Below are 13,253 nucleotides of genomic sequence, written 5' to 3'. Positions count from 1 at the left end.
CGACATGGCAAACCAGACCCCGCCCTATCCACCACCCCCCGGCCCCCAGGTCCCTCCGCCTCAGGGAGATTGGCGTTATCAGCGCCGTGTCATGCGTGATCAGGCCCGGTTGCAGCGAGAGTATGTTCGCGCACAACAGGCAGCCTATCGTGCACAGTTTCGCGCGAATCGCCGCAGCTCGATCGTCGGTCCGCTCCTGATCATCTCCATCGGAATCGTCTTCTTTCTCATCCAGACCGGCCACATCTCGGCCCGTTTCTTCTGGACCTGGTATGGACACTGGTGGCCCTTGCTGCTGATCGGTGTCGGTGCGGTCATGCTTCTCGAGTGGGGATGGGACCGGTACTTCCACGATGGCGAGCCGCAGTTTCGACGCCGCTCGCTCGGTGGTGGAGTCTTCGCTCTACTGCTGCTGATCGGCTTCCTGGGAATGATTTTCGGAAGCTTTCACCAGGGAGCGTTCCGTCACAGCTTCAATCTGAATCCCGACAACATGGACGAGTTCCTCGGCGACAAACACGAGAGCGATCAGAGCCTCACCCAGGCTTTTACCGCCGGGACCAAGCTCGATATCAACAGCCCTCGCGGCGACGTCGTCGTTGCCGGCACCAGCGACGATAACCAGATCCATATTCAGGTCCACAAACAGGTCTACACCCGCTCCGACTCCGAAGCTGAGAGACGCGCCGAGCAGCTCTCTCCCAAGCTCGAACCCGATGGCTCCACCTTGAAGCTCACACTGCCCTCGATGGACGGTGGCCGGGCTGATCTCAGCATTACCGTGCCTGCAACGGCTCCTGTCAACGTAACGGCCAATCGTGGCGATGTCCATATTGCCTCCATCAAGGCGCCCGTCAACGTCATCTCCAACCACGGCGACGTCTCCTTGACAGCGATCACGGGCCCCATCGACACGCGCATCAACAACGGCGATTCTTCCGTCTCGGCCCATAGCATCACCGGCGCTGTCACGATCGAAGGTCGCGCCCGCGATCTCACCCTCTCCGATATCTCCGGTCCGGCCTCGATGAGTGGCGAATTCTTCGGAACCACTCACCTGGAGCGCATCACCGGCGATATCCGGTTCCACACCAGCCGCACCGACCTTCGTCTTGCGCGGCTCGATGGCGAAACGGAGATCAGTTCTTCCGATATCTCCGGCGATCGTATCGTCGGCCCCTACACGCTCGCCACCGGCAACAAGGACATCAACCTTGAGCGCGTCTCCGGCGACATTTCAGTTACCAACCGTAACGGAAGCATCGACCTGACCAGTGCCCCGCCCGCTGGCAACATCACCGTCGAGAACCGTAACGGCTCCGTCAACCTGACCATGCCGGAGAAGGCCAGCTTCTCGGTACAGGCCGATGCCAACGATGGCGACCTCGAAAACGACTTCTCGCTTCAGCAGCAGGGTTCAGACGACAGCAATCACAAGAGCTATAACGGCACGATTGGCAAGGGCGGCCCACTGGTTCGTATCACCACTAGCCATGGGGACATCGCCATCAAGAAGGCCTCCATCGCGCCGCTTCCGCCTGCGCCTCCACCGCCTCCTCCTATCTCGATCCACGATAACGATGGCTCATCCGTCGTCGTGGGTAGAAACGGCGTCAACATCAAGGGCAACGACGGGACCTCGGTCATCATTGACAAGAGCGGACTCCGCATCAACGCCAGCCCTGACGGTTCCAGCACATACATCAACAAAGGCACTCGCCTCACCACGGCAGCTGACGGTTCACGCATCTACCAGGGAGCCGACGGAACCCACTACACGCGCAACGCGGATGGCTCCAGGTTTTACCGCGGCAAAGATGGAACTCGCATCTCTATCGGCACCGATGGCACACGCACCGCGACCAGCCCCAGCGGCCGTGCGCTCTCCCAGTCACAGATCGATAAGATCCTGAGTAAGGCTGAACGCGACGCCGACAAGGCAGCCGCCGATCGCGATGCCGCCCGTAACCGCTAGCCGACGTTATTCAAAATAGTTGTTATCCTGAGCGCAGCAAGCCGTGTTTTTGCGGCTTGCGAAGTCGAAGAGCCTGTCCTGAGTTTGTCGAAGGAATCTGCGTTTGTCTGACCTTCCGCCCATCTTCCGATAGCATAGCTACGTCAAAGAAAGATCGGGGGGACACGCGTGGAACGCAGACAATTTCTTAAATCACTCAGCGCGACCGCTGCACTCTCTGTCACTACCACAGAAAATGCCGCTGCTCTTCCTGCTCAGACGAAGAGGTCCGCATCTGCGTCACGGCCCAACATCCTCGTTTTTCTGACAGACGATCACGGCCAATGGCTGCAGCAATCCTATGGCAACTCTGAGGTCCGCACTCCCAACATGAGCCGCATCGCCCAGAGCGGTGTCCTCATGAAGAACGCATTTACTACCTGCCCCGTCTGCTCGCCTGCGCGCGCCAGCTTCTTCACCGGTCGCATGCCTTCGCAACACGGGATCCACGACTGGATCGAAGAGACGAAACAGGCCTACGCCTATCCCTGGCTCAAGGGACAAACCCTCCTCTCCGAGCTACTCCATGACGCCGGATATCACACCGGACTCGTCGGCAAATGGCACTGTGGAGAAGAGCGCGAACCTCACCCTGGATTCGATTCCTGGTACAGCTACTGGGTTAATCAGTATCCCCACTTCGGTGCGCAGCAGTTCTCCGACAATGGAAAGCGCGTCACCGCCGAAGGCCTTCAGTCTCCTCTGCTCACCGATCAGGCCATTCGTTTCCTTCGCGACCACGGATCGAATCCATCCACTCGGAACAAGCCCTTTTTCCTCTTTGTTGGCTACACCGATACGCACTCTCCGCACACACAGATGCCAAACGAACTCGTCGCTCAATACAACGATGCGACCTTCCGCGACATTCCGCACGAAACCTTCAACAGCGTTCACGGAAAAACCATCCTTCCTGTCTCCTCCAATCCTGCCGAGGAACGAGCAAAGCACGAGCAGTACTACGCTGCTGCCTCTTCTATCGACTGCGAAGTTGGAAGAGTCCTCGACGAATTGGAATCACGCGGGCAGCTCGACAATACGCTCGTCATCTATACCGGCGACCACGGGCTCAACGCCGGACACCACGGCATGTGGGAGAAAGGCAACGCCACCATCCCGCAAAACTTCCTCGAAGAATCGATTCGCGTTCCATGTGCTCTGTCGTGGCCCAACGGAGCCATTCCGCAAGGACTCACCTCTGAACTCCCCGTGAATCACTGCGACCTCTTTGCCACTCTGCTGGAAGTAGCGAATGCCACGCCCGCCACTGAAGTTGCGCAGAAGATCAACTCACCCGGTATGTCTTATCTCAGCCACCTTCGCGGGAAAACCACGCTCGAACGCAACACAATCGTCTGTGAATATGGGAATGCGCGAATGATTCGGACGGATGGATACAAACTCATTCTTCGCTATCCCTATCGTGGGGTCAGCTTCCCGAACGAGCTCTACGATCTCAAGGCAGATCCTCGTGAAACAGAGAACCTCTACACCAAGCCAGAATACGCCGTCCTTATCAAGAAATTAAGTCGGCAGCTACAGATCTTCTTTGCGACCTACACCGTACCCGAACACGACGGCATGAATCTCGATCGACAAGCCCTGGCCACTCCTGCAAGCCCCTGGCTACAGGCGCTGAGCCAGAGATAACTCGCATTCGCATCGAACCCAGACTCTACGGATGATCGCCAGGTGCCCCATTCATGGAGCGGTTCTATCGCGACATGAGTGGATATTCGCGAGTCAGAGCGAGCCTGCCCTGGAAGGGATCTGCGTCTCCCTCCCCGATAATGTGTCATTTCGACCGAAGGCCCACAGAGCCGGAGTGGAGAAATCTGCTTCTCTACCCATGCTCTTGTCATCCTGAACGAAATCACGCAGGGATGAAATCGAAGAGCCTGTCCTGAAAGCTCTTACCAAACGCACAAGTTTGCCAGACTGTGCGATCATCATCTTTCGCACTTCAAGGAGAAAGCCCGTGCGCCGTCGCTCCTTCATCGCATCGCTGCCCCTCGCCGCCGCAGGAACCCTCTCGATCGCACAGAAATCAGGCGCTCCTGACAACAAGAACAACACCAATTCCAACCGCCCCGCAAAGGTTAACAGCGACTCTCCACAAGCCGAGCTTCCAAAGTTCCAGCCTGAAGGTGCCGAGCATTTCATCCGCCCCGATGTCCACACCGGCGACCGCGTCTCTGGGGCCAGCTTCGCCACCCGCTCTTCTGTGATGGGATGCAACGGAGCAGCAGGAACAGCGCATCCCTTCGCCACGATGGCTGCCATCGACATCCTCAAGCGCGGAGGCTCCGCCGCCGATGCCGCCATCGCCGCCAACGCATGCCTCGGCTTCCTCGAGCCTGTTAGCTCCGGCCTCGGTGGCGACTGTTATGTCCTCCTGTGGGACCCGAAACAATCCAAAGTCATGGCCCTTGCCGGCTCAGGCGGCTCTCCCAAAGGCCTCTCCCTCGAAACCGCCCGCTCGCGCGCCGTCAATGGCGCTCTACCCCGTCTTGGAGCTGTCACCGTCTCTGTTCCCGGTGCACTCGACGCCTGGTGGACGCTTCATCAACGTTACGGAAAACTCAAGTGGGCCGAGCTTTTCGAGCCTGCTATCCACATGGCCGACACTGGAGTTCCCGTCCCTCAGTGCATCGGTTTCTACATCAAGCGCAATCTTGCCGCCTTCACTCGTCCCGGCTCCGGCGTTGAAGAGACCGCCAACGCACTCCACACCTGGGCTCCCAACGGCAAGGCTCCCGAAGTAGGCGAGATCTTCCGCAATCCCGATCTCGCCCATACTTATAAACTCATTGCGCAAGGCGGACGCGACGTCTTCTACGACGGTCCTATCGCCGATACCATCGAGGCGTACTTCAAACGAATCGGCGGCTGGATGACGAGACAAGATCTCGCAGCGCAACATGCCGAGTGGCTCGATCCCCTCGTCACCACCTATCGCGGCGTTCAGGTCTACGCCATGCCCGCCAACACCCAGGGACTGGCGACCCTGCAGATGCTCAACATTCTCGAGAACTTTGATCTGCGCCAAATGGGCTTCCAGTCCACCGCCTCACTCCACGCCCAGATCGAAGCCAAGCGACTCGCCTATGAAGATCGTGCACGCTACTACGCCGATCCGCACTTTACGAAGATCCCGATCGAGTGGCTCAACTCCAAGCAGTATGCCGCCGAGCGAGCGAAACTCATCAAGCCCGGCCAAATCCTTACGCCCATCTATCCCGGCCAGGCTCCTTCGCATGGCGACACCACCTACTTCACCACTGCCGACTCCGACGGCATGATGGTTTCGCAGATCCAGTCCAACTTCCGCGGTATGGGCTCCGGCCTCGTCGCCGACGGCCTCGGCTTTATGTTCCAGGATCGCGGCCAGCTCTTCTCCCTCAAGGATGGACACCCCAATCTCTACGCTCCCGGCAAGCGCCCCTTCCAGACCATCATTCCCGGCTTCGCCTGCAAAGATGGAAAGCCGTGGATGTCTTTTGGAGTGATGGGTGGCGATATGCAGCCACAAGGCCAAACCCAGATCATCGTCAATCGCGTCGACTACGGTCTCGACATCACTGCTGCAGGCGACAGCCCGCGCTGGCACCACGAAGGCTCATCGCAATCGATGGGAGAAGATCCCGCAGGTCTCGGCCCCAAAGGCATCCTGCACCTTGAATCCGGAGTCCCCGAAGCTACGCGCAAGGCCCTTGCTGATCTTGGTTATCCGCTCGGCCCCTCCGACGGAGGCTATGGCCGCTACGAGTGCATCGAACTCCGCCACAGCGGAGACCAGAGAGTCTATGCAGCCGCCACCGAGATGCGCTGCGACGCTATCGCGCTGACATATTAGTCACAGGAATGATGGCCAACACTGGATCATTTCCATCGCCCTCGGTGTCTAACTCCAAATATGACCCTTGGAAAGTGGGCTGTACGCATTGTCTGCTTGGTGGGTGGGTTATTTCTCGCCTTTGTGCTTCTGACCTTTCTAGCGGTACAAATTCAACAACGAATGTTACGTTGGCGTGCCGAGCGGTTGTTGGCGGACATGCACCAGATCCGCCTCTACCAGAGCACCTGGGCCGACGCACAGCGGTTGATGCATCGCTGGGGAGCGTGGGGTTATTACGACGGAAGCTGCACGGCGGCAAGCTGCAAGTATGAGATCGAGCTAGCCAGCATCGCCTCTTATAGCCGCCATGTTTCGCATGCGTGGCTGATTTGGCTTCTCAGACACGACCGGTTGAATCTTTATCAATGGTTTGGTGGACGCGTCTCAGTGTTTCATGCCTCCTTTACTGTTCGCGACGGGACCATCTGGAGGGAAAGCACTGCGATGGCCGTTAGCGTTCCAAGAAAGAGGATGAAAAGGGTTACCAATGCCGACACGATTCTCACCTTCGACGACTTTGACTGGACCCTCTCCGTTGGCGCTGGGAGTTACCAGCGGCTTCATCGGACACTAGAGAATTGGTTTTTATTTATGGGCGGCGATGAGAGTCTCGCCGGACATCCATACTACAAAGTAGGTAGGCCTGGTGGCTGCAAGGTCCTCTGCCAGATAGTTTCTGTCTACTATTCCACCCGTACCCCACCTGCCGAGATCGAGCGTTTGACCTCGTATGACTTTTCCTGCTTTACCCGGTTTCATCCTTGTGCACGGATTGTAGATTTGCTGCCTGCGGCCGAAGAATGGCACCTCTATGACAGCGAATACGAATCCGGTCCCACTGTTCCGTTTCCAAAAGAACGCCCATTGTCCGAATACTCTGAGCCAAAGCCCATACCCTGCAGCAAAATTCCTGTCTGGGCGCAGGCGCGGGACGCCCGCTATGTTCTGTCCGTCGAGGCGCTTTCGACGAAGATCGTTAAGAATCAGGAGGATGATCGCAAGTATCGCAAGGCCGCAACGGTAAGGGTTGTTAATTCACTCAAGGAGCCTGCTCCCTGGCTGCCTGGCACGATCGTAAGTACCAACGATCTTTATTGGGAAATAGATGACTTGCCGTCCAGCGAAGCCGAACACATGGTTCCCGGAAGACGATACATCGTGTTTGCCATCGGGAATGACGATAGGACTCAACTCGTAACCAAGGACTCGCCACTCAGCTTCGGGCGATGCGGTGTGCGGAAAGACACTCCTGAAGTGCGACGCGAGCTGGAGAAGGGCTTTGCGCAGAACGACACGCTGAATCCTTAACCAAACAATTGCAGGTGCCCGATCCATGCGCGGCATAAGGGGGAGCGGTTTTAGTCGTTGAGGAAATGTTGAATAGGATGCCCCACGCCCTCCTCTCTATCATCCCAACCGCTGTCCCTCACAAAACGCTTGTCAAGCCCTCCATTTTCATAAACCACTCAATATCAATGACATAAACCAACTTAAAATTGCAGAATCATACCCTCTCCTCCCATATACTGGAATTGAATCAAAAAATGAAAAACCCCAGCCCGGAAGAGGCTGGGGTTTTCCCTTTTAGAATCAATATTTTGGCATTCAAATAGCCTATTTTCAATATTTTACGCGGCCAAAACCACGCAAATCATTGTAACGAAATAACTTGCTGAATCAAGACCCAGGGGGCCCCCTCGATCAAAGGAGTATGCCATGAAAGTGAAAGTACTGCTATGCCGTCATTTGAAAACGAACGGAACACAGTGCCAGTCTCCTCAGATGGAAGGCAGCAACTACTGCTTCTTCCATGATCGCCTCCACGCACGCCACAAAAATTACCGCTTCACTAAAACCACCGAAAGAAGCATGATGCCTGTCTTCGATATCAAGCTCCATGCGCTTGAAGACGCCGAATCAGTTCAGGTTGCAATCTCTGCCGTTGTCAACGCACTGGCCGTAGGAGTGCTCGATGAGAAGAAGGCAAAGGCTCTTCTCTACGGACTACAGCTTGCCTCGATCAACATCACGCGCCTTGCGCCGAAACCGAAGCAGGAAGAGATTGTCCGCGAAGTCTCGACCACCGACGATGGCCTTCACCTCGCATGGACCAACGCCTACACAGTGCTTCCTCGTCAACCGATTCCCTTCAACTCATCCGTGGAGTATCAAGATGAACTTCCTCGGCTTCCCAACTCAGCCGAAACAAAATCACTGCCAGAACCTTCAGGAATTAACGAGTGAGGAGAAATTTCTCCTGGCCGGGTCCTGGATACCCCTTCATGGGGCGAAGCGACATGAGGTGGGAACATTCGAAGAACACTGCTTATTCTTTGCGCAGAATCTCTCTGCCGAAATAAAGAAAACCGAGAACAGCAACCAGAACGATCCACCCTTTTGAGACCAGCTCCTGCGCATACCGAAACTGATCAAAGCATTCCGCCTTACCGTAATGTCGATAAAGAAAGATAGATTCAACATAGAGCCATGCAGGAGGAAGCAAAACCCACAAACCAAGAAGCCAGCCCTTCGCTGTCCGCCGGTCTGGTAGCTCTCTCTTCTGTCTCTTTGAATCAGACTCTTCGCGAAGCCACCGGAACCCCATCGCCAACGAATAGATCGCCCCCATCAACCCGACAACTGTAATCGCAAGCGCGATCCAGCCATGAGAATGAAAGGTTCCCACCATGCATGCCTCAGGAACACCTACCGCCAGCAATAACTGCATCATCGCTCCTTACAGGCATTCTACCGACACATGTCTCCATGCCGGATCGAGATATAGAGCGCAAGTAATTGATCTTTCCAAGAGAGTGTCATCCTGAGCGGAGCGCAGCGAAGTCGAAGGGCCTGCGGTTTGCCCATGCCATATCTCAAAATCATTGGAAAAACAAAGTTCATCTTCGCCTATAGGTCGATTCAGCCTGAATACTTGATACATTCTCACCATGCGCCCTGCCGTCCCTCAGAATCTGAAGCGAAGAATCCTCAAGGACAGCTTGCGAAAAAATGAGCAGCGTGACACAGCCTTTCGCCGCATCATCCGTTCAGTCCCTAAAGGAAAGGTCTCTACCTACGGCAAGATCGCCGCTGCAGCTGGCTATCCGCTTTATCATCGAGCCGTCGCCCGCTTACTGCGCAATGCTCCACTCCAAGGCCTCCCCTGGCAACGCATCGTCGGCGCTGGAGGCGAAATTAAACTTCGCGGAGAAGCCGCTGCAGAACAACGCCTTCGGCTTGAGATCGAAGGCGTGAAGTTTCGCGGTCGACGCATTGACATGAAGATCTACGAACATCCCTTGCGCAGTTGGGAGACTCTTAAGTAAAAGCTACAACAAAACATTCTGTGACGAACTAGACAGACAAGGTCACACACTTTCCATATCCTTACTCAGACTCCTCAAAAGAGCACCTCAAAGGAGAAATAGAATGGCCAGTCATGTCTCTCTGACTCCTGCAACAGAACTTGCGGCAAAGAATAAATCACACTTCCCCAACGAAACCAGCCAATATCGTCAGGCTCGAAATGCACTGCTCACCGAAGAGATCGAACTACGCCGCCACATCGAGCGTGTCGCTGAGATGAGGCGTTCCCTACCGCTCGGCGGAAAGATTCCTGAAGACTACACCTTTGAGAGTGAACACGGTGCCGTCCGTCTCTCTGATCTCTTTGGAGAGAAACAGACTCTTGTCATTTACAGCATGATGTTTGGCCCGCAACGCCAGCACGCATGCCCGATGTGCACCGCGATGCTCACCTCATGGGACGGCACCGCAAGAAATCTTCGAGAACGGGTCGCTCTCGCTGTCACTGCCCGTTCACCCATCGCACGCTTTCTCGATTTCAAGAAAGACCGCGGTTGGCGAAACCTTCCTCTCTACTCCGATACAAAAGGAGATTACACCCGCACATACGTAAATGCAGAAGATGGCGATGTGCCTGCGTTGAATGTCTTTACTCGCCGTGACGGCTCTATCTACCACTTCTGGGCTGGGGAGATGAGCAATGAAATGGCCGATCCCGGCCAGGACGGTCGCGGGGCTCCAGACCCCGATCCACTCTGGGGGATTCTTGATCTCACCCCGGAAGGACGAGGGAAAGACTGGTATCCCAAACTCGAATACGCGCAACCTATATAGATCAAATAAGCCGGCATACTCACACAACATGCCACTTCGGGGAGAGCTAGCATATGACAGATTGGTTCGCGCGGCCCGTCCTACACGTAACGAACATTGAGGCGTCGCTCCGCTTTTACATGAGTCAGCTCGGCTTCACCAGCCCTTGGCGCTACGAGGAGGACGGCAGAGTGCGTGTCGCTCAGGTAGAGCGGCAGGGGTGCGTGCTTATCCTGTCCGACCAGTGGCCGGAGAAGGTCGGCAAGGGATTGATGTTCATCTCCATGAACGTCGAGCAGAACACACACGCGGCCCAGATCGCCGCGTTGGACGCGTTTCGTGCGGAGTTCGAGGCAAGAGGCGTCCCGGTCAAGGAAGGTTCATGGGGTTACCAGCTCCTGGTGGTCGATGACCCCGACGGCAATCAGCTCTTCTTCAACTATCCGGGCGAGACTGCATCCGGCAAGAATCCTGGAGATAAAGCGTAATGGTCCAAAGAGTCACGCTCTCACACTACACCGCAACATCTATTCCTTTATCCGAGGAAAAGACCTATAGCTCAAAACAGAAAACCCCATCCGAAGATGGGGTTTTCAAAATTATGCCGGCGATCACCTAATCTCCCACACACTTACGCGTGCAGTACCATCGGCCCAACGAGGCTTAACTTCCGTGTTCGGGATGGGAACGGGTGTGACCCTCGCGGTAAACTCACCGGCAAATTGTCGAAATGTCGCTCGCGCGATACTTCACAACTGAATAGATTGAGTGTTCAAGCTAGTTATAACTACATGGCTTGTGTTGAGAATCTCTAGCGCGAATGATACTCACTGCGCAGAGTAAATTCTATGGACAAGCCGAACGGGCGATTAGTACTGGTAAGCTACACACATTACTGCGCTTCAACCTCCAGCCTATCAACCAGGTGGTCTTCCTGGGCCCTTCATTTCCCTTTTGGGTTGGGAGATCTCATCTTAGAGCGTGCTTCCCGCTTATATGCATTCAGCGGTTATCACAACCGAACTTCGCTACCCAGCCGTGCCTTTGGCAAGACAACTGGAACACAAGAGGTTCGTCCATCCCGGTCCTCTCGTACTAAGGACAGCCCTCTTCAAATCTCCTACGCCCACAGCAGATAGAGACCGAACTGTCTCGCGACGTTCTGAACCCAGCTCACGTACCACTTTAATAGGCGAACAGCCTAACCCTTGGAACCTTCTACAGCTCCAGGATGTGATGAGCCGACATCGAGGTGCCAAACCATTGCGTCGATATGAACTCTTGGCAATGATCAGCCTGTTATCCCCGGCGTACCTTTTATCCGTTGAGCGATGGCCCTTCCATACAGAACCACCGGATCACTAAGGCCTGCTTTCGCATCTGCTCGACTTGTAGGTCTCGCAGTTAACCACACTTATGCCTTTGCACTCGACGGTCGATTTCCAAACGACCTGAGTGTAGCTTCGCGCGCCTCCGTTACAATTTAGGAGGCGACCGCCCCAGTCAAACTACCCGTCTTACAATGTCCCTCTCCCGGATCACGGGAGGAGGTTAGGATCACAACAATCGCAGGGTGGTATCTCACCGTTGGCTCCACCAAGTCCGAGAACCTGATATCAAAGCCTCCCACCTATCCTGCGCAGCAATTGCCGTAACCCACTGTAAAAGTATAGTAAAGGTGCACGGGGTCTTTTCGTCTAGCTGCGGGTAACCGGCATCTTCACCGGTACTACAAGTTCGCCGAGCAACTCGTTAAGACAGTCGAACGATCGTTACTCCATTCGTGCAGGTCGGAACTTACCCGACAAGGAATTTCGCTACCTTAGGACCGTTATAGTTACGGCCGCCGTTCACCGGGGCTTCAGTTCGAAGCTTCGAGCTTGCGCCCTAACCTCTCCCTTTAACCTTCCGGCACCGGGCAGGAGTCAGCCCCTATACGTCGTTTTAGACTTTGCAGAGACCTGTGTTTTTGTTAAACAGTCGCCGTTCGCATTTCGCTGCGGCCACGAAGGGCTATAAACCCCCGTGGCGACCCTTCTCCCGAAGTTACGGGTCTAATTTGCCGAGTTCCTTAACAAGCTTTCACTCGAGCGCCTTTGGATATTCTCCTCGTCTACCTGTGTCGGTTTGTGGTACGGTTCCCAACTTATCTCCTTAGAGGTTTTTCTTGGCAGCGTGAAATCAGCAGCTTTCAGCCATTCGGCTTACTGCTTTGCGCCTCACTGTTAAGTCTCTCCGGATTTGCCTAGAGAAACCAGCTTACGCGCATCGAACCCCATAGCCATAGGAGGTCCTGCTTATCCTTCTGCGTCACCCCATCGTCAAACGACAGTTGGGAGGTCCGGAATATTAACCGGATGTCCATCGCCTACGCCTTTCGGCCTCGGCTTAGGGACCGCCTAACCCTGAGCGGATTAACCTTCCTCAGGAAACCTTAGACTTTCGGCGGGAAGGGTTCTCACCTTCCTTATCGCTACTTATGCCGGCAGGGTCTCTTCTCAAAGCTCCATCAGTCTTCTCAGTCTGACTTCATCGCTGTGAGAATGCTCTCCTACCACGCACACAAAGTGTGCATCCGCTGCTTCGGTGTACAGTTTTAGCCCCGTTGTATTGTCGGCACCGGACCTCTTGACCAGTGAGCTATTACGCTTTCTTTAAAGGATGGCTGCTTCTAAGCCAACCTCCTGGCTGTCTGAGAGTTCCGACTTCCTTTCCCACTTAACTGTAACTTGGGGACCTTAGCAGGCGGTCTGGACTGTTTTCCTCTCGACTGTGAAGCTTAGCCCCCACAGTCTGACTCCCGAGCTGGTTGTAATCGGCATTCGAAGTTTGGCTGGATTCAGTAAGCCGGAAAGCCCCCTAGTCCAATCATGTCTCTACCACCGATCCAAATCACCCGAGGCTAGCCCTAAAGCTATTTCGGAGAGAACGAGCTATCACGGAATTTGATTAGCCTTTCACCCCTACCCTCAGCTCATCCGAGCTTTTTTCAACAAACACCGGTTCGGTCCTCCAGTAGGTGTTACCCCACCTTCAACCTGGCCAAGGGTAGATCATCCCGCTTCGCGTCTATTCCTGCCAACTTAACGCCCTATTCAGACTCGCTTTCGCTGCGGCTCGCTCACGCTTAACCTTGCTGACAAGAATAACTAGCCGGCTCATTATGCAATAGGCACGCGGTCAGACATTCCCTTGCGGGCATAGTCCTCCCACTGCTTGTAG

The 13,253-nt window shown here is 55.2% G+C and carries 9 protein-coding genes and 2 rRNA genes (1 of these 11 only partly in view); 8 read left to right on the top strand and 3 right to left on the bottom strand.

Annotation, left to right across the window (positions count from 1 at the left end):
* The first annotated feature begins 4 nt into the window (after positions 1 to 4).
* The 5 genes from H7846_RS03820 (at position 5) to H7846_RS03800 (ending at position 8,156) form a co-directional block, all read left to right on the top strand.
* The gene (locus H7846_RS03820) at positions 5 to 1,975 is read left to right on the top strand and encodes a DUF4097 family beta strand repeat-containing protein (RefSeq protein ID WP_186695207.1); all 1,971 of its coding nucleotides are present in this window, start codon (positions 5 to 7) and stop codon (positions 1,973 to 1,975) included.
* 168 nt (positions 1,976 to 2,143) lie between these two features.
* Positions 2,144 to 3,664, top strand: a complete 1,521-nt coding sequence (locus H7846_RS03815; RefSeq protein ID WP_222597544.1) for a sulfatase-like hydrolase/transferase — start codon at positions 2,144 to 2,146, stop codon at positions 3,662 to 3,664.
* 328 nt (positions 3,665 to 3,992) lie between these two features.
* Positions 3,993 to 5,870 carry a gamma-glutamyltransferase family protein gene (locus H7846_RS03810; protein WP_186695206.1) on the top strand — a complete coding sequence of 626 codons (1,878 nt, stop codon included), beginning with the start codon at positions 3,993 to 3,995 and terminating at the stop codon, positions 5,868 to 5,870.
* Between the two features lie 60 nt (positions 5,871 to 5,930).
* Positions 5,931 to 7,220 carry a hypothetical protein gene (locus H7846_RS03805; protein ID WP_186695205.1) on the top strand — a complete coding sequence of 430 codons (1,290 nt, stop codon included), beginning with the start codon at positions 5,931 to 5,933 and terminating at the stop codon, positions 7,218 to 7,220.
* 408 nt (positions 7,221 to 7,628) lie between these two features.
* On the top strand, positions 7,629 to 8,156 hold the full coding sequence (locus tag H7846_RS03800) for a hypothetical protein (protein WP_186695204.1): 528 nt from the start codon (positions 7,629 to 7,631) through the stop codon (positions 8,154 to 8,156).
* Positions 8,157 to 8,238: 82 nt separating this feature from the next.
* On the opposite strand, the gene H7846_RS03795 is transcribed toward H7846_RS03800, so the two are convergent.
* Positions 8,239 to 8,643: a hypothetical protein gene (locus H7846_RS03795; RefSeq protein ID WP_186695203.1), complete on the bottom strand. Its 405-nt coding sequence runs from the start codon at positions 8,641 to 8,643 to the stop codon at positions 8,239 to 8,241.
* A gap of 217 nt (positions 8,644 to 8,860) precedes the next feature.
* Here H7846_RS03795 and H7846_RS03790 point away from each other — a divergent pair, with 217 nt between their 5' ends.
* The 3 genes from H7846_RS03790 (at position 8,861) to H7846_RS03780 (ending at position 10,519) form a co-directional block, all read left to right on the top strand.
* Positions 8,861 to 9,238: an MGMT family protein gene (locus H7846_RS03790; protein ID WP_186695202.1), complete on the top strand. Its 378-nt coding sequence runs from the start codon at positions 8,861 to 8,863 to the stop codon at positions 9,236 to 9,238.
* 103 nt (positions 9,239 to 9,341) lie between these two features.
* Positions 9,342 to 10,052 (top strand): DUF899 family protein, encoded by a 711-nt coding sequence (locus tag H7846_RS03785; RefSeq protein WP_186695201.1) that lies wholly within the window; start codon positions 9,342 to 9,344, stop codon positions 10,050 to 10,052.
* Between the two features lie 53 nt (positions 10,053 to 10,105).
* Entirely contained in the window at positions 10,106 to 10,519 is a 414-nt protein-coding gene (locus H7846_RS03780) for a VOC family protein (RefSeq protein ID WP_186695200.1), read from the top strand.
* Positions 10,520 to 10,633: 114 nt separating this feature from the next.
* On the opposite strand, the gene rrf is transcribed toward H7846_RS03780, so the two are convergent.
* A 5S ribosomal RNA gene (gene rrf / locus H7846_RS03775) occupies positions 10,634 to 10,750 on the bottom strand.
* A gap of 129 nt (positions 10,751 to 10,879) precedes the next feature.
* Positions 10,880 to 13,253, bottom strand: a 23S ribosomal RNA gene (locus H7846_RS03770); it runs 572 nt beyond the window's last position.

The organism is Edaphobacter sp. 4G125 (genome assembly GCF_014274685.1).
Lineage (GTDB): Bacteria > Acidobacteriota > Terriglobia > Terriglobales > Acidobacteriaceae > Edaphobacter.
The sequence above is the reverse complement of the archived record's forward strand: the minus strand, read 5'-3'. Positions and strand labels throughout refer to the sequence as shown.

What these genes read in the sequence shown, in the direction of transcription:
- H7846_RS03820 (WP_186695207.1), top strand. Translation starts at nt 5, where the DNA reads ATGGCAAACCAGACCCCGCCCTATCCACCACCCCCCGGCCCCCAGGTC.
- H7846_RS03805 (WP_186695205.1), top strand. Translation starts at nt 5,931, where the DNA reads ATGACCCTTGGAAAGTGGGCTGTACGCATTGTCTGCTTGGTGGGTGGG.
- H7846_RS03800 (WP_186695204.1), top strand. Translation starts at nt 7,629, where the DNA reads ATGAAAGTGAAAGTACTGCTATGCCGTCATTTGAAAACGAACGGAACA.
- H7846_RS03795 (WP_186695203.1), bottom strand. Translation starts at nt 8,643, where the DNA reads ATGATGCAGTTATTGCTGGCGGTAGGTGTTCCTGAGGCATGCATGGTG.
- H7846_RS03790 (WP_186695202.1), top strand. Translation starts at nt 8,861, where the DNA reads ATGCGCCCTGCCGTCCCTCAGAATCTGAAGCGAAGAATCCTCAAGGAC.
- H7846_RS03785 (WP_186695201.1), top strand. Translation starts at nt 9,342, where the DNA reads ATGGCCAGTCATGTCTCTCTGACTCCTGCAACAGAACTTGCGGCAAAG.
- H7846_RS03780 (WP_186695200.1), top strand. Translation starts at nt 10,106, where the DNA reads ATGACAGATTGGTTCGCGCGGCCCGTCCTACACGTAACGAACATTGAG.